The sequence below is a fragment of the Enterobacter sp. Taxon_8 genome, assembly GCF_058354585.1.
The window spans coordinates 4,435,029-4,456,417 of sequence record NZ_CM177989.1 but is presented as its reverse complement, the minus strand read 5'-3'; the positions used below and the strand labels follow the sequence as shown (position 1 = coordinate 4,456,417).

Sequence of the window (21,389 nt, the reverse complement as noted above, 5' to 3'; positions counted from 1 at the left end):
CATGAGTGTGATAGCGCAGGCAGGGGCGAAGGGTCGTCAGCTGCACAAGTTTGGTGGTAGTAGTCTTGCTGATGTGAAATGTTACCTGCGCGTTGCAGGGATCATGACGGAATATTCACAGCCGGGTGACATGATGGTTGTCTCGGCAGCGGGCAGCACCACCAACCAGTTGATTAGCTGGCTGAAACTGAGCCAGACCGATCGCCTTTCTGCGCATCAGGTGCAACAGTCCTTACGTCGTTACCAGAGCGAGCTGATTGCCGGCCTGCTGCCTGCGGACGTGGCGGACGGGCTGATCGGTGCCTTCACCCATGACCTTGAGCGTCTGGCTGCCCTGCTGGACAGCGGTATTACCGATGCGGTGTATGCCGAAGTGGTGGGCCACGGTGAAGTGTGGTCCGCACGCCTGATGGCCGCCGTGCTGCAACACCTGGGCGTGGAAGCGGCCTGGCTCGACGCGCGTGATTTCCTGCGCGCCGAACGCGCCGCGCAGCCGCAGGTGGATGAAGGGTTGTCCTACCCGCTGCTGCAACAGCTGCTGGTGCAGCACCCGGGCAAACGTATTGTCGTCACCGGCTTTATCAGCCGCAGCAACGCGGGCGAAACCGTGCTGCTGGGCCGTAACGGATCGGACTACTCGGCAACGCAGATTGGTGCCCTGGCGGGCGTGTCCCGCGTCACCATCTGGAGCGACGTGGCCGGTGTTTACAGCGCGGACCCGCGTAAAGTTAAGGATGCCTGCCTGCTGCCGCTGCTGCGCCTGGATGAAGCCAGTGAACTGGCGCGTCTGGCTGCGCCGGTACTGCACGCGCGCACGCTGCAGCCGGTTTCCGGCAGCGATATCGACCTCCAGCTGCGCTGCAGTTACACCCCGGATCAAGGCTCCACGCGCATTGAGCGCGTGCTGGCGTCCGGTACCGGGGCTCGTATTGTCACCAGCCATGACGACATCTGCCTGATTGAGTTCCAGGTGCCTGCGGGGCAGGACTTCAAGCTGGCGCATAAAGAGATCGACACGATCCTGAAACGTGCTCAGGTGCGTCCGCTGGCCGTGGGTGTTCACAATGACCGCCAGCTGCTGCAGTTCTGCTATACCGCAGAAGTGGCGGACAGCGCGCTGAAAATTCTGGATGAAGCAGGCCTGCCGGGCGAACTTCGCCTGCGTCAGGGGCTGGCGCTGGTGGCGATGGTGGGCGCGGGCGTCACCCGTAACCCGCTGCACTGCCACCGCTTCTGGCAGCAGCTGAAAGGGCAGCCGGTGGAGTTCACCTGGCAGTCGGAAGAGGGCATCAGCCTGGTTGCCGTTCTGCGCAAAGGGCCAACCGAAAGCCTGATTCAGGGTCTGCATACCTCCCTGTTCCGCGCGGAAAAACGCATCGGCCTGGTGCTGTTCGGGAAAGGTAATATCGGTTCCCGCTGGCTTGAGCTGTTTGCCCGCGAACAGGTGACGCTCTCGGCGCGTACCGGGTTTGAATTTATTCTTGCGGGCGTGGTAGACAGTCGCCGCAGCCTGCTGAACTACGAAGGGCTGGACGCCAGCCGCGCGCTTGCCTTCTTTAACGATGAAGCGGTTGAGCAGGATGAAGAGTCGCTGTTCCTGTGGATGCGCGCGCACCCGTATGACGATCTGGTGGTGCTGGACGTTACCGCCAGCGAACAGCTTGCCGATCAGTACCTTGATTTCGCCAGCCACGGTTTCCACGTCATCAGCGCCAACAAGCTGGCGGGGGCGAGCAGCACCGATAAATACCGTCAGATCCACGACGCGTTTGAAAAAACTGGCCGTCACTGGCTGTATAACGCCACCGTGGGCGCGGGCCTGCCGGTTAACCACACCGTGCGTGACCTGATTGAAAGCGGCGACAGCATTCTGGCGCTGAGCGGTATCTTCTCCGGCACGCTCTCCTGGCTGTTCCTGCAGTTTGACGGCACCGTACCGTTCACCGACCTGGTGGATCAGGCGTGGCAGCAGGGCTTAACGGAACCCGATCCGCGCGTTGACCTTTCCGGTAAAGACGTGATGCGTAAGCTGGTAATCCTGGCGCGTGAAGCTGGTTACGACATCGAACCGGATTCCGTACGCGTCGAATCACTGGTGCCTGCCGGCTGTGAAGAAGGTTCTGTGGACCATTTCTTTGAAAATGGTGAAGAGCTTAACGAGCAGATGGTTCAGCGTCTGGAAGCGGCGAACGAGATGGGGCTGGTACTGCGCTATGTGGCGCGTTTTGAGGCTAACGGAAAAGCGCGAGTCGGCGTCGAGGCGGTGCGTCCTGAGCATCCGCTGGCGGCGCTGCTGCCGTGCGATAACGTCTTCGCCATCGAAAGCCGCTGGTATCGCGATAACCCGCTGGTAATCCGCGGTCCTGGCGCCGGGCGCGATGTCACCGCAGGAGCCATTCAGTCCGACATCAACCGTCTGGCTAAGCTGCTGTAACTCGTCACCCTGGCCCTCTCCCCGCATAGGGGGAGAGGGCACCAGTCAGGACAGATTAAACCAAACGGTTTTTCGCATCCGCTATCGCCTGCGCCACCTGCTTAGGCGACACGCCGCCTTTCGCGGCACGTTTATCCAGGCAAGACTGCAGCGCAAGAATCGGATACACATCATCCCCGATAACCGCGCTGAACTTCTGCAGGTCGGCCAGCGCCAAATCTTCCAGCGGTTTACCCTGACGAATAGCTTCCACTACCGCTTCACCCACGATATGGTGCGCTTCACGGAAAGGTACGCCTTTCGCCACCAGATAATCCGCCAGCTCGGTAGAGTTCGCATAGCCCTGCTGCGCCGCTTCCTGGCAGCGCGGACGTTTCACCTGAATGCCGTCCAGCACCAGCGCGCCCATATGCAGACAGTCCAGCCAGGTGTCGAGCGCGTCGAACAGTCCTTCTTTGTCTTCCTGCATGTCTTTGTTATACGCCAGCGGCAGCCCTTTCAGGGTCATCATCATGCCGGTCAGCGCGCCCTGCACGCGGCCACATTTACCCCTAATTAGCTCAAGCGCGTCCGGGTTTTTCTTCTGCGGCATCAGGGATGAGCCTGAGGTCACGCGGTCGGACAGCTCGACGAAGCCCGCTTCGCCAGAGTTAAAGAAGATCAGGTCTTCGGCAAAACGCGACAGGTGCACCATCCCGATCGAGGCATTGGAAAGTAGCTCCAGCACGTGGTCGCGGTCAGACACGCTGTCCAGGCTGTTACGGGTGGCGGAGGCAAAGCCCAGCCAGCCTGCCAGCTGTTCACGGTCGATTTCGTAAGCGGTACCGGCCAGCGCGCCGCTGCCCAGCGGGCTGACGTCCAGACGTTTAAGGGTGTCCTGCAGACGGCTTTCATCACGCGCCAGCATCTCGACGTAGGCCAGACACCAGTGCGCAAAGGTCACCGGCTGGGCGCGCTGCAGGTGAGTATAACCCGGCATCACCGCGTCCTGGTTGTTCTGCGCGGTCTCCACCAGTGCGCTCTGCAGCTGACGATTAGCCGCCAGCAGTTCGCCAACGGTATCTTTACACCACAGCTTCAGATCGGTGGCGACCTGGTCGTTACGGCTGCGTCCGGTGTGCAGCTTTTTGCCCAGTTGGCCGACTTTGTCGATAAGTTTGCCTTCCACCCAGCTGTGAATATCTTCAGCATCGCTTTCGAGGATCTGCTGCGGGTTAAGACGCACCTCTTCCAGCAGATTGTTCAGCGCTTCTTCCAGCTGTAATTGTTCGTCTGCGGTCAGTACGCCAACCGTCACCAGCGCTTTGGACCAGGCCACAGAGCCGACAATATCCTGTTCGGCCAGGCGGTAGTCGAAGCGCAAAGAGTCGTTGAACTGTTTGAACCGCTGATCCGCTGCCTGTGTAAAACGCCCACCCCAAAGTGCCATAACATGCTTCCTTAATATCTTTGAATTTCATTGCCCGGTGGCGCTGCGCTTACCGGGCCTACAAAACGTTAAATCGATTACGCCAGAATACGCGTGCCAATCGGCGTACCGTTGAACAGCGCAGGCAGTTGTTCAGCGTGACGCCAGGAGGCGATATCCACCGGGCGGCCCAGCGTGCGTGCGGCATCCAGCGCGGCGTTCACTTTGACGATCATGCCGTCGGTAATAATGCCCTGGGCAATCAGCTGCTCGGCTTTCTCAGCCGTCATTTCCGCAATGCGCTGGCCTTTGCCGTCCAGAATGCCGCTCACGTCGGAGAGAAGGATCAGATCCGCGCCCAGCGTTGCCGCGAGCGCGGTTGCTGCCTGGTCAGCGTTGACGTTCATCAGCTCGCCCTCTTCGGTCACGCCGATTGAGCTCACCACCGGCAGGAAACCCCCTTCCAGCAGCGTATTAATCAGCTTAGGCGAACCAGGCTGCGCCAGTCCAACGTGGCCGAGCTCTTCGTCGAGCTGGGTCACTTTTACGCTGTCGCCATCGCCCAGATAGAGGCCAACGGACGCGATGTGGTGTTTCTTCGCCCACGCCAGCAGCGTTTTGTTCGCCGTACCCGCCAGCGCGCCGGTAATGATGTCAATCTGGTCAGCAGGCGTCACGCGCAGGCCGTTTTTCTTTTTCACCGGCAGGTTGAGCCCTTTCATCAGCTCATCCACCACGCAGCCGCCGCCGTGCACAATCACCAGCGGACGTTGATGTGACTCGCGATAGTTCACCAGCGCGGTAAACAGACGCTCCAGCGCTTCTTCGCTATCCAGCAGTACACCACCGAGTTTGATAATTAATGGGTTCATCATCACACCTTAAATAAGAGCCTGCGTTTCCGGGAAACCGAAACGAATATTTGCACACTGCATTGCCTGTGCGGCAGCGCCTTTCAGTAAGTTATCTTCTGCGGCCACCACGATGAGATGCTCACCCTGAACGGCAAAGCCGATATCGCAGAACGGCAGACCGACCACGTTTTTCAGCGCCGGCACGCCTTTGTCGTACAGGCGCACCAGCGGTTTGTCCGCATACGCCTGCGTGAAGGCCTCGTTCACCTGCTCTTTGGTCACGCCCGGTTTCAGGCGGCAGGTGATGGTTTCGAGGATCCCACGCGGGAAGCTGCCCAGGTGCGGGGTGAAAATGACGTCCGCGCCCAGATGCGTCGTGATTTCAGGGTGATGACGGTGATTAAACACGCCATACGGCTGAAGGCTCACTTCGCAGAAGCTGTTGGAGATCGCCGCCTTGCGGCCTGCACCGCTCACGCCGCTGGTGGCGTTAATCACCGGCCACTGGCTCAGATCCAGCAGGCCTGCGTCGATCAGCGGCTTCAGGGAAAGCTGCGCTGCAGTCGGGTAGCAGCCCGGAACGGCAATCAGGTCAGCTTCTTTCAGTTTGTCAGCGCTCCACTCCGCCAGGCCGTACACCGCTTTTTCCAGCAGATCCGGATGCTGATGGGTGAAACCGTAATATTTTTCGTAGAACGCGCCGTCGTTAACGCGGAACGCGCCGGAGAGGTCGAAGACCACGCAGCCAGCCGCCAGGAACTGCGGCGCCAGGTCGTGGCTGACCTCGTGCGCGGTGGCTAAAAACACCACGTCGACGCCGTCGGTAAACTCGCTGATGTCAGACATGGGCTGCAGCGGCAGATCGACCTGGCCCTTAAGCTGCGGATGCAAATCGGAAATTAACTTTCCTGCATCATTGCTTTGCGCTGACACGGTCAAAGCGGTTATGGTCATATGTGGATGGCGATTCACGTAGCTTACAAGCTCTGCGCCCGCATAACCGCTAGCGCCTACAATCAGCGTATTCAACATCGGGTTCCTTTATGCTCAACGTTAATGTATTTTTATTCACATTTATTGCATGAATATTGATACTATCACGACCTAAGGTGTGTCAACAATGAAAATGAACTTACCGCCATTTATCGAGATCTACCGCGCCCTGATTGCCACACCGTCCATCAGCGCAACGGAAGAAGCGCTGGATCAGAGCAATGAGACTTTAATCAATCTGCTGGCGGGTTGGTTTAGCGATCTTGGGTTTAACGTTGAGGTTCAGCCCGTTCCCGGAACCCGCCACAAATTTAACCTGCTCGCCAGCACCGGAACCGGTGCGGGCGGCCTGCTGCTGGCCGGTCATACCGACACCGTGCCGTTTGACGATGGCCGCTGGACGCGCGATCCGTTCACCCTGACCGAGCATGACAACAAGCTCTACGGTTTGGGCACCGCCGACATGAAAGGCTTCTTCGCCTTTATCCTCGACGCGCTGCGTGACGTGGACGTGACGAAGCTGAAAAAACCGCTCTACATTCTGGCGACCGCTGATGAAGAAACCAGCATGGCTGGCGCGCGCTACTTCTCTGAAAACACGTCGATTCGCCCGGATTGCGCGATCATCGGCGAGCCGACGTCGTTGCAACCGATTCGCGCGCACAAAGGCCATATCTCTACGGCCGTGCGCGTGCTCGGCCAGTCCGGCCACTCCAGCGACCCGGCGCGCGGCGTGAACGCCATTGAGCTGATGCATGACGCCATCGGGCGCATCATGGCCCTGCGCGACGATCTGAAAGAGCGCTATCACTATGACGCGTTCACCGTGCCGTATCCGACCCTGAACCTCGGCAGCCTGCACGGCGGCGATGCCTCGAACCGTATATGCGCCTGCTGCGAACTGCATATGGACATCCGCCCGCTGCCGGGTATGACCCTCAGCGATCTCGACGGCCTGCTGAATGAGGCGCTGGCCCCGGTGAGCGAGCGCTGGCCGGGCCGCCTGACGGTCTCCGAACTGCATCCGCCGATCCCGGGTTACGAATGCCCGCCGGACCATCAGCTGGTTGAGGTGGTGGAAAAGCTGCTCGGTGAGAAAACCGACGTGGTGAACTACTGCACCGAAGCGCCGTTTATTCAGACGCTTTGCCCTACGCTGGTCCTTGGCCCCGGCTCCATCAACCAGGCGCACCAGCCGGATGAATATCTGGAAACCCGCTTCATCAAGCCAACCCGCGAACTGATTACTCAGGTTGTGCATCACTTCTGCTGGCATTAAAACCGCACCGTACACCCCATAGGGAGAAGACTGCCTGGTGCGGTCTTTTCCCCTTTACCCAAAGGGCAGTAAGGTCCTGGGCAGGGGGTGTCTCACTCCCCATCATGAACTTTCTTCATCTTGTCTGAGCAAACCTCACCGTTATTGTTGATTATTTATGTTGACGTCCCTCTGCTTTTCCGTCATTTTTACATCTGGACGTCTAAACGTATAGAAGTTCACAAGACAACAGACAACGACATGTGATTGATAGAGGTGAGGTATGAGCTTTTTTCACGCCAACCAGCGGGAAGCACTGAATCAGAGCCTGGCCGAAGTAAACGGTCAGATTAACGTCTCTTTTGAATTTTTCCCGCCGCGCACCAGTGAAATGGAGCAAACCCTGTGGAGCTCTATCGATCGTCTCAGCAGCCTGAAGCCGAAGTTCGTTTCCGTGACTTACGGCGCTAACTCCGGCGAGCGCGATCGTACGCACAGCATTATCAAAGGCATCAAAGATCGTACCGGTCTGGAAGCGGCGCCGCACCTCACCTGTATCGACGCGACCCGCGACGAGTTACGGGCTATCGCCCAGGATTACTGGAATAACGGCATCCGTCATATTGTCGCACTGCGCGGTGATCTGCCGCCGGGCAGCGGTAAGCCGGACATGTATGCCGCCGATCTGGTCGCGCTGCTGAAAGACGTGGCTGATTTTGATATCTCCGTTGCCGCTTATCCTGAGGTGCATCCGGAAGCGAAAAGCGCCCAGGCCGATCTGCTTAACCTCAAGCGTAAAGTGGACGCCGGCGCGAATCGCGCCATTACCCAGTTCTTCTTCGATGTCGAAAGCTATCTGCGCTTCCGTGACCGCTGCGTCTCCGCGGGCATCGACGTTGAAATTATCCCGGGTATTCTGCCGGTCTCTAACTTCAAGCAGGCGAAGAAATTCGCTGATATGACCAATGTCCGCATTCCGCTGTGGATGTCCAAAATGTACGAAGGGCTGGACGATGACCCGGAAACCCGCAAGCTGGTGGGGGCTAATATCGCGATGGACATGGTGAAAATTTTAAGCCGTGAAGGAGTGAAAGATTTCCACTTCTACACGCTAAACCGTGCGGAGATGAGCTACGCCATCTGCCACACTCTGGGCGTTCGCCCCGCGTAAAACACCAAAAGCCCTCTTAAATTGAGGGCTTTTTAACAGGGGAAAAAGTTAAAAGGTATCAGCTATCGAATCTGTGGATTAATTCAACTATAACTTATTGCTAGTGGTGTATATCGTAACGGTAACACTGTAAAAGGGAGCATAGCGATGAGCACGTCAGACGAGACCAATAAAGCGGCATCAGTCGGCAAATGCCCGTTCCACCAGGGCGGCGTCGATCACAGCGCGGGCGCAGGTACAGGCAGCCGCGACTGGTGGCCAAAACAACTCCGCATCGATCTTCTTAACCAACATTCCAATCGTTCGAACCCGCTGGGTGAAGACTTCGACTACCGCAAAGAATTCAGCAAACTTGATTACTCCGCCCTTAAAGGCGACCTCAAAGCACTCTTAACCGACTCTCAACCGTGGTGGCCTGCCGACTGGGGCAGCTATGCGGGCCTGTTTATCCGTATGGCCTGGCACGGCGCGGGTACCTATCGCTCCGTTGACGGGCGCGGTGGGGCTGGACGCGGTCAACAGCGCTTTGCGCCGCTGAACTCCTGGCCGGATAACGTAAGCCTGGATAAGGCGCGCCGTCTGCTGTGGCCCATCAAGAAAAAATACGGTCAAAAAATTTCCTGGGCTGACCTGTTTATCCTCGCGGGTAACGTGGCGCTGGAAAACTCGGGTTTCCGCACCTTTGGTTTTGGTGCCGGACGTGAAGACGTCTGGGAACCGGATCTGGACGTGAACTGGGGTGATGAGAAAGCCTGGCTGACCCACCGTGACCCGGAAGCGCTGGCGAAGCGTCCGCTGGCTGCCACCGAAATGGGCCTGATCTACGTCAATCCGGAAGGGCCAAACGCCAGCGGCGAACCGCTGTCAGCGGCGGCAGCGATTCGCGCCACCTTTGGCAACATGGGTATGAACGACGAAGAGACCGTGGCGCTGATTGCAGGCGGCCATACCCTCGGCAAAACCCACGGCGCGGGTGAAGCCACCCACGTGGGTACTGACCCGGAAGCCTCTCCGATTGAAGCGCAGGGCCTCGGCTGGGCGAGCACGCACGGTACGGGCGTGGGCGCTGATGCCATTACCTCCGGTCTGGAAGTCATCTGGTCACAAACTCCGACCCAGTGGAGCAACTACTTCTTCGAGAACCTGTTTAAATTCGAATGGGTGCAGACCCGCAGCCCGGCGGGAGCGATTCAGTTTGAAGCCGTGGATGCGCCGGAAATCATGCCTGACCCGTTCGACCCGTCCAAAAAACGTAAGCCAACGATGCTGGTTACCGACCTGACGCTGCGTTTTGACCCGGAATTCGAAAAGATTTCCCGCCGTTTCCTGAACGACCCGCAGGCCTTTAACGAAGCCTTCGCGCGCGCGTGGTTCAAACTGACCCACCGCGATATGGGACCAAAATCGCGTTACCTCGGCCCGGAAGTGCCGAAAGAAGATCTGATCTGGCAGGACCCGCTGCCGGAGGCGGTATTCAATCCGACCAAAGAGGACATTGAAAGCCTGAAGGCGGAAATTGCGGCCTCTGGCCTCTCTGTGAGCGAGCTGGTTTCTGTGGCCTGGGCGTCGGCATCGACCTTCCGCGGTGGCGATAAGCGTGGCGGCGCCAACGGTGCGCGTCTGGCGCTTGCTCCTCAGCGTGACTGGGACGTGAACGCCGCAGCGGTTCGTGCGCTGCCGGCTCTGGAGGCTATCCAGCGCACCACCAACAAAGCCTCTCTGGCCGATATTATCGTGCTGGCGGGCGTGGTAGGCGTTGAGCAGGCCGCAAAAGCGGCGGGCGTTTACGTCAACGTTCCGTTTACGCCGGGACGCGTGGATGCGCGTCAGGATCAGACGGATATCGAGATGTTTAACCTGCTCGAACCGGTTGCTGATGGCTTCCGCAACTACCGTGCGCAGGTGGATGTGTCCACGACGGAATCCCTGCTGATTGATAAAGCCCAACAGCTGACGCTGACCGCACCGGAGCTGACGGTGCTGATCGGCGGCCTGCGCGTGCTGGGTGCCAACTTTGATGGCAGTAAGAACGGCGTGTTCACCAACCGCGAAGGCGTGCTGAGCAATGATTTCTTCGTGAACCTGCTGGACATGAATACCCAGTGGAAGGCGACCGACGAATCAAATGAGCTGTTTGCCGGAAGCGATCGCGTCAGCGGTGAAGTGAAATATACCGCCACCCGCGCCGATCTGGTCTTCGGTTCAAACGCCGTGCTGCGCGCGCTGGCCGAGGTTTATGCCAGTGATGATGCACACGAGAAGTTTGTCCGCGACTTCGTTGCAGCATGGGCGAGGGTAATGGATCTGGACCGGTTTGACGTGAAGTAACCCTTGTGCCGGGTGGCGGCTACGCCTTACCCGGCCTACGGGCAAAAAAATCCCCGCCGATGCGGGGATTTTTATTCATGCCAGTTACTCCCACTCCTGCAGGAACCGCTGCCCATATTGGTCAGCCACCAGCAGCGCCGCGTAAACCTGATCCGGCGACACGCCGCCAGGCATATTGTGGATGGTTTCTCCTTCCGCACAGGACGCCTCTGCGATCAGCCGCATTTTGGCCGGAATATCTTCTTTAATATTTAGCTGTGCCAGCGTAATCGGCAGCCCAACGCTGTGGCAAAGCGCCGCGACGGCCTCTATTTCTTCTACCGGCGCGTTTTCCAGCACCAGCTGCGTCAGCGTACCAAACGCCACTTTTTCACCGTGATAGAAGTGGTGCGCGTCCGGTACCGCCGTCATACCGTTATGAATAGCGTGTGCCGCCGCCAGTCCGCCGCTTTCAAATCCTACGCCGCTAAGATAGGTGTTGGCTTCGATAATGCGTTCCAGCGCCGGTGTTACTACATGCTGTTCCGCTGCAAGCATGGCTTTTTCACCCTCTTCAATCAGCGTGTTGTAGCACAGCTCGGCCAGCGCGAGCGCAGCCTGCGTACATTTGCCGCCCGCCATGGTGGTCGCACCGCTGCGCGAGCAGGCGCGTGCTTCAAACCAGGTCGCCAGCGCATCGCCAATCCCGGCGGCCAGCAGACGTGCCGGCGCACCTGCTACCACTTTGGTATCCACAATGACCATGTTCGGGTTGTGCGGCAGCATCAGGTAGCGATCGAACTCGCCGCTGTCGGTGTAGATAACGGAAAGGGCGCTGCACGGCGCATCGGTGGAGGCAATAGTCGGTGCAATGGCGACGGGCACGTCCATAAAGTGAGCCAGCGCTTTGGCGGTATCCAGCGTTTTACCGCCGCCGATGCCCAGGACTGCCAGGCAGTCGGCGCCGTCGGCCAGTTTTTTCAGCCGATCGATTTCATTTTGTGAACACTCGCCGCCAAATGGCGCTATTTCGGCATAGAGTTCCGCATTTTTAAAACTCTGACGCAGGGTCTCTTCGGCAAAACCCAGCACAAATTTATCGCCGACAACCAGCCAGCGATTGGCCAGGGGTTTCAGATAGTCGCCGAGACGGGTAAGCACATCAGCGCCCTGGATATATTTTCCCGGCGATTGAATGATACGGTCCATAACAGTTCTCCCTTAGAGATTGAGGTTACCAAACGCGTTTTTCCAGTCTTGCTCGAACTTCTCTACGGCTGACTCTACCGCCGGTGTGCCGAGCATTTGTTGCGCTACGTCTAAGGGAAGCGTGATTGCCTCGCATCCCGCCAACAGGCAGTCCAGCGCCTGACGCGGCGTTTTGAAGCTGGCGGCCAGCACTTTGCTTTCCGGCGCGTTCAGTTCCAGTAGGGATTGCAGCTCCTGGACCATGCGAATGCCATCACCGCCCTGAGCGTCAACGCGGTTTACGTACGGCGCGACATACTTCGCGCCTGCCAGTGCGGCAAGCAAGCCCTGCGCCGCGCTGTAAACGGCGGTTCCCAGCGTGGTTATCCCCTCTTTTTTCAATGCTTTAATCGCGATGAGCCCCTGAGCCGTCACCGGGATTTTCACCACAATTTCCGGGATGGCGTTACTTAAACGTTTGGCTTCCTCCACCATGCCTTCTGCATCGCGGCTCATGGTTTGAGCAAACAGCGTGCCTTCTGGCCCGATGGCTTTTTGCAGGCGCGGCAGCACGTCCCAAATGGATTCACGGCTGGCGGCAATGATGCTCGGATTGGTGGTGACGCCCGCTATGGGAAAAATGCGCGCCAGGCGTTCAACTTCCGCCACATTGGCGGTATCCAGGTACAGTTCCATTATTTTTCCTTAAGTCAGAAAGGTTGAATAAAGGATAAGGCGTGGGCAGGCAGAGCGGATACAGGCCAATTTTGCTAAATACTGGACAAATGTAATGTCCTTAACGAAGTGCGAGAGCGATCACAGTGCTATTTTTGGCGATCAGCTGACTGTGGTACTGACGTCGATATTCGGAAGGGGAACGTTCGGTGTGCTTGCGAAAGAGACGGCAAAAGTAGTTGCTGTCCGTAAATCCGCAGCGTGGGGCGATATCTTTAATTTTGAGATCGTAGCCTTTCAGCAGCTGGCGCGCATGTTCCAGGCGCGTTTTTGTTAAATACTCATTGAATCCGACGCTGCCGACTTTCTGGAATAGATGGGAAAGGTAGTTTGGTGTGATGTAGAACGCCTGTGCCACGGATTCGCGAGTTAACAAAGAGGCATAATTTTCTTCGATATAGCTCCGAACGGCTTCGAATAGTGCCCGGCTACGGCTGTCGGTATGAATTTCGCTGCCAAGCAGATCCCGGCAGTGGCTGAGCAAGCTTAAAACCACCAGCCTTGCTGTGTCCTGCTCCTCAGGCTGCATCTGTAATTCGGTAAGCGTTTGAAGAAGAAAAGCCCCCGTTCGCGGGCCGCGTCGGGCAATCTGGAACTGCTGTAAAAGCGTATTGTCATGCTGTAACTCGATAGTCAGCAGCTGCTTACCGAAATGTATGCTCAGGGCGTGAGGCGCGGGAGGCGTGATTTGTCCAAAAAAAGAAAACATAGCCTCGCAGGGGGTATCAAGGGTAATGCCGAGGCAGGGAGAGGTCCGGGGGTGCTGTTCAGCCAGCGCTGAGAAATGAATCTGACCCAGCGGTAACGTGCGGTTCACCAGGTCAGTCAAAATTTGGGTGATATCGGAATGCATAAGGAGACTACCTAATTTTGCCGGGTGGCGCCGACGCTTACCCGGCCTACTTATCGTAGGCCCGTGCAAGCGCAGCGCCGCCGGGCGTAAAGCATTAGCCGGTGTTACGCATACCCGCCGCAACGCCCGCAATCGTCACCATCAGCGCCTGTTCAACACGCGGATCCGGCTCTTTCCCTTCTTCTTCCGCCAGACGCGAACGGTGCAGCAGCTCTGCCTGCAGGACGTTCAGCGGGTCGGTGTAGATGTTACGCAGTTGAATAGACTCGGCAATCCACGGCAGGTCCGCCATCAGGTGTGAGTCGTTGGCGATGTCCAGAACCACTTTGATGTCGCCTTCCAGCAGCTCGCGCAGCTCTTTGCCCAGCGCCCACAGCTCAGGTTTCACCAGACGCTGATCGTAGTATTCCGCCAGCCACAGGTCAGCTTTCGAGAAGACCATCTCCAGCATGCCCAGACGGGTAGAGAAGAATGGCCAGTCGCGACACATGGTCTCCAGTTCGCTCTGTTTGCCGTCTTCCACCACTTTTTGCAGCGCGGCACCGGCACCCAGCCAGGCGGGCAGCATCAAACGGTTCTGCGTCCAGGCGAAGATCCACGGGATCGCGCGCAGAGACTCTACGCCACCGGTTGGGCGACGCTTCGCAGGACGTGAGCCCAGCGGCAGTTTACCCAGCTCCTGCTCAGGCGTGGCCGAGCGGAAGTAAGGAACGAAATCTTTGTTTTCACGCACGTAGCCGCGGTACAGATCGCAGGAGATGTCAGACAGCTCGTCCATGATATGGCACCAGGACGCTTTCGGCTCCGGCGGCGGCAGCAGGTTTGCTTCCAGGATAGCGCTGGTATAAAGCGACAGGCTGCTGATGGTCACTTCCGGCAGACCGTATTTGAAGCGGATCATCTCGCCCTGCTCGGTGACGCGCAGGCCGCCTTTCAGGCTTCCCGGCGGCTGTGACAGAAGGGCTGCATGTGCAGGTGCGCCGCCACGGCCAATCGAGCCACCGCGTCCGTGGAACAGGGTCAGTTCAATACCGGCTTTCTCGCAGGTTTTGATCAGGGCGTCCTGCGCCTGATACTGCGCCCAGGATGCCGCCATTACGCCCGCATCTTTCGCGGAATCGGAATAGCCGATCATCACCATCTGTTTGCCCTGGATAAAGCCGCGGTACCAGTCGATATTCAGCAGCTGGGTCATGACGTCGTTGGCGTTATTCAGGTCGTCGAGGGTCTCAAACAGCGGGGCGACCGGCAGGGCGTAGTCGATTCCCGCTTCTTTCAGCAGAAGGTGAACGCCCAGCACGTCGGAAGGGGTCTTCGCCATAGAGATCACATAGGCGGCCACCGATCCTTTCGGCGCGTCTACGATCGCTTTACAGGTGTTGAGCACCTCGCGGGTTTCGTTGCTTGGCTCCCAGTTGCGCGGCAGCAGAGGGCGCTTCGAGTTCAGCTCGCGGATCAGGAAGGCCTGTTTGTCGGCTTCGGACCAGCTTTCATAGTCGCCGATGCCGAGGTAGCGGGTCAGCTCGCCCAGCGCTTCGGTATGGCGGGTACTTTCCTGACGTACGTCGATACGCACCAGCGGCACGCCGAAACACTTCACGCGGCGCAGGGTGTCGAGCAGTTCGCCGTTAGCGATGATGCCCATCCCGCAGGCCTGGAGTGATTTATAACAGGCGTACAGCGGCTCCCAGAGCTGTTCGTTCTGGCTGAGCAGGCCTTCTGGTTTTGGCAGGCGCTGACCTTTCAGACGCGCTTCCAGCCACGCCTGAGTGGCCATCAGCTGACCGCGCAGTTTTTTCATCAGGAAACGGTACGGTTCGCTGGCACCCTCTTCACCTGCCAGCGCGCGTAGTTCCGGCGTCGCTTCAACCATCGACAGCTCGGAGATCAGCACCTGAATGTCTTTCAGGAACAGGTCGGTCGCTTTCCAGCGGCTCAGCAGCAGGACGTGACGGGTAATTTCCGCGGTCACGTTCGGGTTGCCGTCGCGGTCGCCGCCCATCCAGGAGGTGAAGCGGACCGGAACGAAATCGACCGGCAGGCGGTAGCCAAGGTTCTCTTCCAGCTGTTCGTTCAGCTCGCGCAGGTAGTTCGGCACCCCTTCCCACAGGCTGTTTTCCACCACCGCAAAGCCCCATTTGGCTTCGTCGACCGGGCTTGGACGATGCTTACGAATTTCATCGGTGTGCCAGGACTGGGCAATCAGCTGGCGCAGACGGCGCATCAGCTGGTTGCGTTCGTAGTCGGCAATGTCTTTGTTATCCAACTGCTTCAGACAGTTGTTCACTTCCACCATTTTGTGGATCAGGGTGCGACGGGTAATTTCAGTGGGGTGTGCGGTCAGCACCAGCTCCAGCGAAAGTGACTCCACCGCTTTTTTGATGGTGGCTTCGTTGAGGTCTGGCTGGTCTTTCAGTTTACGAAGGGTGCGGGCAATGACTTCCGGGTTGCTTGCCGCTTCGCCATTTGGCGAAATGCTGTGGTATTGCTCAGCGGTGTTAGCCAGGTTCAGGAACTGGCTGAATGCGCGCGCAACGGGCAGCAGCTCATCGTTTGAGAGGTTCTGCAAGGTGGTGAGCAGCTCCTGACGACTGGCCTCGTTACCGGCACGGGAAGATTTAGACAGCTTGCGGATGGTTTCAACGCGGTCGAGGATGTTCTCCCCCAACGCGTCTTTGATGGTATCTCCAAGCACTTTGCCGAGCATACTGACATTACTACGCAACGCGGAATATTGTTCGTTCATAAAAACCCAGTCACCCCATCATTTTTGTTTATGCCCAGTCGAAAATTTTCTGGACATTATTTTGTCATCTCCCTTTATAAAGCCACGTAAAACCCCCGTCGTCAATTGCTGCGAAAACGGTTCAGCAAACGAATAAATGAGGGCAATTTACGAAATTTAATTCGCATTGCTTCAGATAAGAGATGCTTATGAGAATGTGCCGGGGAAAAGGGGTAAAACACGAAAAATGGCAGCTTCGGTTGCCATTTTGCTTTTATCTCCGGTTTTTTACGCAAAAAAAAAGCGGACCACGGGGTCCGCAAAAGTTCACGTTGGCTTTAGTTGTTCGAGTTTTGAGAGAAACTCGCTGACGGTGCGGGGACGTCAAGGGTCAAACACGTGCCGCCTCGTCTATGTGGTGTATTATTCAACAGAATGCTTGATAGGGATAATCGTTCGTTGCTATGCTATCTATCGCCATGAACTATCGTGGCGACGGAGGATGAATAATGAATATTCGTGATCTTGAATACCTGGTAGCGTTAGCCGAGCATCGTCACTTTCGCCGCGCGGCAGATTCCTGCCACGTCAGCCAGCCCACGCTGAGCGGCCAGATCCGCAAGCTGGAAGACGAGCTGGGCGTGATGCTGCTGGAGCGCACCAGTCGTAAGGTTCTGTTCACACAGGCAGGTCTTCTGCTGGTGGATCAGGCGCGCACCGTGCTGCGCGAGGTCAAAGTGCTCAAGGAAATGGCAAGCCAGCAGGGGGAGGCCATGTCCGGCCCGCTGCATATTGGCCTGATCCCAACCGTTGGCCCGTACCTGTTGCCGCACATCATTCCGATGCTGCACCAGACGTTCCCGAAACTCGAAATGTACCTGCACGAAGCTCAGACGCATCAGCTGCTGGCGCAGCTGGACAGCGGCAAGCTCGACTGCGCTATTCTGGCACTGGTAAAAGAGAGTGAAGCTTTTATTGAAGTGCCGCTGTTCGATGAGCCAATGATGCTGGCGATCTACGAAGATCACCCGTGGGCGAACCGCGATCGCGTGCCGATGGCCGATCTGGCCGGTGAAAAGCTGCTGATGCTGGAAGATGGCCACTGCCTGCGCGATCAGGCTATGGGCTTCTGCTTCGAAGCGGGTGCCGATGAAGATACCCATTTCCGGGCAACCAGCCTGGAAACGCTGCGTAATATGGTGGCGGCGGGAAGCGGTATTACGCTTCTGCCTGCGCTGGCGGTGCCGCACGAGCGTAAACGTGATGGTGTGGTTTATCTGCCGTGCATTAAGCCGGAGCCGCGCCGCACTATCGGCCTGGTGTATCGTCCGGGTTCACCGCTGCGCAGCCGCTATGAGCAGCTGGCAGAGGCCATCCGTGGTTCGATGGATGGCCATTTCGACAGCGCGTTAAAACAGGCGGTTTAAGCCGTTCAGCGCGGCTACCCGATAGGCTTCCGCCATGGTCGGGTAGTTAAAGGTGGTGTTGACGAAGTACTCAATGGTGTTACCACCGCCTTTCTGCTCCATGATTGCCTGGCCGATATGAATGATCTCCGCGGCGCGTTCACCGAAGCAGTGAATCCCGAGGATCTCTTTCGTCTCGCGATGGAAAAGAATTTTCAGCGTTCCCACGCTCATCCCCACGATTTGCGCCCGCGCCAGATGTTTAAACTGGGCACGACCCACCTCGTAAGGCACCTTCATTGACGTCAGCTGCTGCTCGGTTTTCCCGACAGAACTGATTTCCGGGATGGTATAGATGCCCGTCGGAATATCTTCGATCAGGTGCGCCGTCGCTTCGCCTTTTACCAGCGCCTGTGCGGCAATGCGTCCCTGGTCGTAAGCGGCTGAGGCCAGGCTTGGGTAGCCAATCACGTCGCCGACCGCGTAAACGTGCGGTAGCGCGGTCTGGTACATGCTGTTGACCTTCAGCTGACCGCGGCTGTCGGTCTCAAGCCCGATATTTTCCAGCTTCAGTGAATCTGTGTTGCCGGTACGGCCGTTGGCGTACAGCAGGCAGTCGGCTTTCAGCTTCTTACCGGACTTCAGGTGCATTATCACCCCGTCGTCACAGCCTTCGATTTTCTCGTACTCTTCGTTGTGGCGAATCACCACGCCGCTGTTCCAGAAGTGGTAGGAGAGAGAGTCCGACATCTCCTGATCCAGGAACGCCAGCAGGCGGTCACGGGTGTTGATCAGGTCAACTTTGACGTCCATTCCGCGGAAGATCGACGCATATTCGCAGCCAATGACCCCTGCGCCATAGATAATGACGTGGCGTGGCTCATGGTGCAGGCTCAGAATCGAATCGCTGTCGTAGACGCGCGGGTGCGAGAAATCGACGTCGGCGGGATGGTACGGGCGTGAACCGCAGGCAATCACAAATTTTTCAGCCGTGATGGTTTCAACCGAACCGTCGTGGCATTCGAGTGCCAGGGTGTGTTCATCCACAAAATGCGCGTTGCCCTGCAAAATTTCACAGTGGTTACGCTCATAAAATCCCTGACGCATGCGTGTCTGCTGGTTAATAACGGTGTCCGCGTGATTCAGGATGTCAGCAAAGGATGAACGAAGAAGTCGGGAGTGGTCGCTGTAAAGAGGGTTCTGGTTAAATTCGATAATGCGGCTAACGGCGTGGCGGAGGGCTTTCGAAGGGATGGTGCCCCAGTGGGTGCAACCGCCGCCGACATTATGGTAGCGCTCGATGACCGCTACTCTGGCTCCCTGTTTCACCAGACCCATAGCTGCACCTTCGCCGCCGGGGCCGGAACCAATAACTATTGCGTCGTAATCGTAGGAATGTGGCATGGTAAGGCTTACCTGTTCTTATACATAAAAGCAACAGAATCATAACATCATTGGCAGAGTAACCCAATTATCGTTGTGCTTTTTTCGGGCAGTGGAGCACAAACCGCACGTAAACAATCATTCACAAAGCCAGGCAAACAGATTAATTTTATTCTCTGGTATAGTGCCATCAGGCCTTTGGAAGGATTCAACTATCGTGATGGGCGTAAGAGCACAACAAAAAGAGAAAACCCGGCGTTCGCTGGTGGAAGCCGCATTCAGTCAACTGAGTGCTGAGCGGAGTTTTGCCAGTTTGAGCCTGCGCGAAGTCGCACGCGAGGCCGGGATTGCGCCAACGTCCTTCTATCGTCACTTCCGTGATGTGGATGAACTGGGCCTGACCATGGTCGACGAGAGCGGCCTGATGCTGCGCCAGCTGATGCGCCAGGCGCGTCAGCGTATCGCCAAAGGGGGCAGCGTGATCCGCACCTCCGTATCGACCTTTATGGAATTTATCGGCAATAACCCCAACGCGTTTCGTCTGCTTCTGCGCGAGCGTTCGGGCACATCGGCGGCGTTTCGTGCCGCCGTCGCGCGTGAAATTCAGCACTTCATCGCGGAACTTGCCGACTATCTTGAACTCGAAAACCATATGCCGCGTGCGTTTACTGAAGCACAGGCTGAGGCGATGGTGACGATTGTTTTCAGCGCGGGTGCCGAAGCGCTGGATGTCAGCATTGAACAACGCAAGCAGCTCGAAGAGCGACTGGTATTGCAGCTCAGGATGATCTCCAAAGGCGCGTACTACTGGTATCGCCGTGAACAAGAGAAACTGGCACATCAAACCGAAGAGTGAAGGTGAGTAATGAAACAGTCAGGTCAGGATAAAGGGACGCTGTTGCTGGCATTGATCGCTGGCTTATCCATTAATGGTACGTTTGCCGCTATTTTTAGCTCAATCGTTCCATTTTCGATTTTCCCGCTTATAGCGTTGGTGCTGACGGTTTACTGCCTGCATCAACGTTACCTGAACCGCACCATGCCGGTGGGGTTACCGGGGCTGGCCGCTGCCTGCTTTATTCTGGGCGTATTGCTGTATAGCACCGTGGTTCGCGCGGAGTATCCGGATATCGGCTCTAACTTCTTCCCTGCGGTACTGTCTGTGGCGCTGGTGTTCTGGATTGGCTCGCGCATGCGTAGCCGCAAGAGCCAGTTACCGGAGTAGAGAATTTTGTAGGGCAGGTAAGCGAAGCGCCACCTGCCAAAATGCCGGATATTTACTTAGCCGTCAGAAGTACGCCGCACTCCATATGGTGCGTATACGGGAACTGATCGAACAGTGCCAGACGTTCAACCTTGTGCGTCTGGCCTAACGTTTCCAGGTTCTTGCACAGGGTCTCCGGATTACAGGAGATGTACAAAATACGCGGGTACGCCTGCACCATCTTCTCGGTTTCGCTGTCCAGGCCACTGCGCGGCGGGTCTACAAAAATCGTCTCACACTGGTAGCTCTTCAGATCGATCCCTTCCAGGCGGTTAAACTGGCGTACGCCGTTCATCGCCTGCGTGAATTCTTCCGCGGCCATACGAATGATCTGCACGTTGTCGATATGGTTAGCGGCAATATTGTACTGCGCGGCGGCTACCGACGGCTTGGCGATTTCCGTTGCGAGGACGCGGTCGAAATTACGCGCCAGCGCCAGCGAGAAGTTGCCGTTACCGCAGTAGAGCTCAAGCAGATCGCCGGTTGACCCTTCCGTCGCCTTCAGCGCCCACTCCAGCATCTGCACGTTCATCGCGGCATTCGGCTGGGTGAAGCTGTTTTCCACCTGACGATAAACCATCTCTTTACCCGCAACAGGCAGGCGCTCGTCGACGTAGTCCTGATCCAGCATGATTTTGGTTTTTGTCGCCCGGCCAATCAGGTGGACGTTGATGTTCTGCGCCCGTAGCGCATCGCGCAGCGCTTCTGCCTGCTCGCGCCACTCGTCGTTCAGGGCTTTGTGGTACAGCAGGGAGACAATCGCCTGATTGCTTTGCGTGGTCAGGTAGTCAATCTGGAACAGCTTGTTACGCAGCATCGGATTGTTGCGCACGCCGTCCATTATCAGCGTCATCAGCTGGTTGATAAGCTCACTCGCTGCCGGGAAGCTGTCCACGCGGATACGGGACTTCGTCTGCTGATCGAAAATGATGTGGTACAGGTCGTCACCGTCGTGCCAGATGCGGAATTCGGCGCGCATGCGGTAGTGGCTGACTGGAGAGCGGAACACCTCGGGAACGGGCGCGTTGAAAGGCGTCATCATACTTTGCAGGCGGACAACTTTTTCTGCCAGCTGCGCGTCGTACTGTTCTGTCGGGAGGTGTTCTGGGGTCATGATGCGTCCTGAGTGATAAAGAATTACGCGGCGATTGTAGGCATTGTTCAGGGGATGTCCAGATTTAATGGCCAATAGCTGTCTGGACATCCATACGTGTCTAATTGTAGCATTCTGTTTCCGGTCTCCTGAGAGTGAAAAGGGAATCCAGTGTAAATCTGGAGCTGACGCGCAGCGGTAAAGACTGGCGGGATGAGCGTTGTAGACACTGTGAAAATGGGAAGTCTTCATCCTTATATAGCCACCTAGCCCGAAGACCTGCCGGGATCACGTCGCATTTGGTTTCATCATCGCGT

General features: G+C 57.2%; 16 protein-coding genes and 1 riboswitch. Of the genes, 7 read left to right on the top strand and 9 right to left on the bottom strand.

Features of this window, described 5'->3' with window-relative positions; all coding sequences use genetic code 11:
• The first annotated feature begins 1 nt into the window (after nt 1).
• Complete coding sequence (locus AC4IBF_RS21205) at nt 2-2,434, top strand: bifunctional aspartate kinase/homoserine dehydrogenase II (RefSeq protein ID WP_115876989.1); 2,433 nt, start codon at nt 2-4, stop codon at nt 2,432-2,434.
• Nucleotides 2,435-2,489: 55 nt separating this feature from the next.
• Here AC4IBF_RS21205 and argH read toward each other — a convergent pair whose 3' ends face one another.
• The 3 genes from argH to argC form a co-directional block, all read right to left on the bottom strand.
• Entirely contained in the window at nt 2,490-3,863 is a 1,374-nt protein-coding gene (gene argH / locus AC4IBF_RS21200; RefSeq protein WP_039264229.1) for an argininosuccinate lyase, read from the bottom strand.
• Nucleotides 3,864-3,940: 77 nt separating this feature from the next.
• Nucleotides 3,941-4,717 carry an acetylglutamate kinase gene (argB, locus tag AC4IBF_RS21195; RefSeq protein WP_090420882.1) on the bottom strand — a complete coding sequence of 259 codons (777 nt, stop codon included), beginning with the start codon at nt 4,715-4,717 and terminating at the stop codon, nt 3,941-3,943.
• A gap of 6 nt (nt 4,718-4,723) precedes the next feature.
• Complete coding sequence (gene argC / locus AC4IBF_RS21190; RefSeq protein WP_111963965.1) at nt 4,724-5,728, bottom strand: N-acetyl-gamma-glutamyl-phosphate reductase; 1,005 nt, start codon at nt 5,726-5,728, stop codon at nt 4,724-4,726.
• Between the two features lie 88 nt (nt 5,729-5,816).
• On the opposite strand from argC, the gene argE reads away from it, so the two are divergent.
• The 3 genes from argE (at nt 5,817) to katG (ending at nt 10,446) form a co-directional block, all read left to right on the top strand.
• Nucleotides 5,817-6,968: an acetylornithine deacetylase gene (gene argE / locus AC4IBF_RS21185; protein ID WP_136196033.1), complete on the top strand. Its 1,152-nt coding sequence runs from the start codon at nt 5,817-5,819 to the stop codon at nt 6,966-6,968.
• A gap of 262 nt (nt 6,969-7,230) precedes the next feature.
• Nucleotides 7,231-8,118 carry a methylenetetrahydrofolate reductase gene (gene metF, locus AC4IBF_RS21180; RefSeq protein ID WP_023309676.1) on the top strand — a complete coding sequence of 296 codons (888 nt, stop codon included), beginning with the start codon at nt 7,231-7,233 and terminating at the stop codon, nt 8,116-8,118.
• 147 nt (nt 8,119-8,265) lie between these two features.
• Nucleotides 8,266-10,446 (top strand): catalase/peroxidase HPI, encoded by a 2,181-nt coding sequence (katG, locus tag AC4IBF_RS21175; RefSeq protein ID WP_136196032.1) that lies wholly within the window; start codon nt 8,266-8,268, stop codon nt 10,444-10,446.
• An 84-nt stretch (nt 10,447-10,530) separates the two neighbouring features.
• Here katG and gldA read toward each other — a convergent pair whose 3' ends face one another.
• From gldA to ppc, 4 genes are all read right to left on the bottom strand, one after another.
• Nucleotides 10,531-11,634: a bifunctional L-1,2-propanediol dehydrogenase/glycerol dehydrogenase gene (gldA, locus tag AC4IBF_RS21170; RefSeq protein WP_136196031.1), complete on the bottom strand. Its 1,104-nt coding sequence runs from the start codon at nt 11,632-11,634 to the stop codon at nt 10,531-10,533.
• Between the two features lie 12 nt (nt 11,635-11,646).
• Complete coding sequence (fsa, locus tag AC4IBF_RS21165) at nt 11,647-12,309, bottom strand: fructose-6-phosphate aldolase (RefSeq protein ID WP_491463080.1); 663 nt, start codon at nt 12,307-12,309, stop codon at nt 11,647-11,649.
• Between the two features lie 100 nt (nt 12,310-12,409).
• Nucleotides 12,410-13,201: a helix-turn-helix domain-containing protein gene (locus AC4IBF_RS21160; protein WP_248175574.1), complete on the bottom strand. Its 792-nt coding sequence runs from the start codon at nt 13,199-13,201 to the stop codon at nt 12,410-12,412.
• Between the two features lie 94 nt (nt 13,202-13,295).
• Entirely contained in the window at nt 13,296-15,947 is a 2,652-nt protein-coding gene (gene ppc, locus AC4IBF_RS21155; RefSeq protein WP_047653049.1) for a phosphoenolpyruvate carboxylase, read from the bottom strand.
• A gap of 488 nt (nt 15,948-16,435) precedes the next feature.
• Between ppc and oxyR the strand changes: the two genes are divergently transcribed.
• A complete protein-coding gene (gene oxyR / locus AC4IBF_RS21150) occupies nt 16,436-17,353 on the top strand; it encodes a DNA-binding transcriptional regulator OxyR (protein WP_133295340.1) in 918 nt (305 codons plus the stop codon).
• Here the strand turns inward: oxyR and sthA are convergent.
• On the bottom strand, nt 17,336-18,736 hold the full coding sequence (sthA, locus tag AC4IBF_RS21145; protein WP_039265649.1) for a Si-specific NAD(P)(+) transhydrogenase: 1,401 nt from the start codon (nt 18,734-18,736) through the stop codon (nt 17,336-17,338). The genes oxyR and sthA overlap by 18 nt on opposite strands.
• A 196-nt stretch (nt 18,737-18,932) precedes the next feature.
• On the opposite strand from sthA, the gene fabR reads away from it, so the two are divergent.
• Both fabR and AC4IBF_RS21135 read left to right on the top strand, forming a co-directional pair.
• Entirely contained in the window at nt 18,933-19,571 is a 639-nt protein-coding gene (gene fabR / locus AC4IBF_RS21140; RefSeq protein ID WP_008501784.1) for an HTH-type transcriptional repressor FabR, read from the top strand.
• A gap of 9 nt (nt 19,572-19,580) precedes the next feature.
• Complete coding sequence (locus AC4IBF_RS21135; RefSeq protein ID WP_008501783.1) at nt 19,581-19,940, top strand: YijD family membrane protein; 360 nt, start codon at nt 19,581-19,583, stop codon at nt 19,938-19,940.
• Between the two features lie 52 nt (nt 19,941-19,992).
• Here the strand turns inward: AC4IBF_RS21135 and trmA are convergent, their stop codons facing one another.
• Nucleotides 19,993-21,093: a tRNA (uridine(54)-C5)-methyltransferase TrmA gene (gene trmA / locus AC4IBF_RS21130; RefSeq protein ID WP_111963978.1), complete on the bottom strand. Its 1,101-nt coding sequence runs from the start codon at nt 21,091-21,093 to the stop codon at nt 19,993-19,995.
• A 104-nt stretch (nt 21,094-21,197) separates the two neighbouring features.
• Nucleotides 21,198-21,373, top strand: a riboswitch (cobalamin riboswitch).
• The last annotated feature ends 16 nt before the right edge of the window (nt 21,374-21,389 follow it).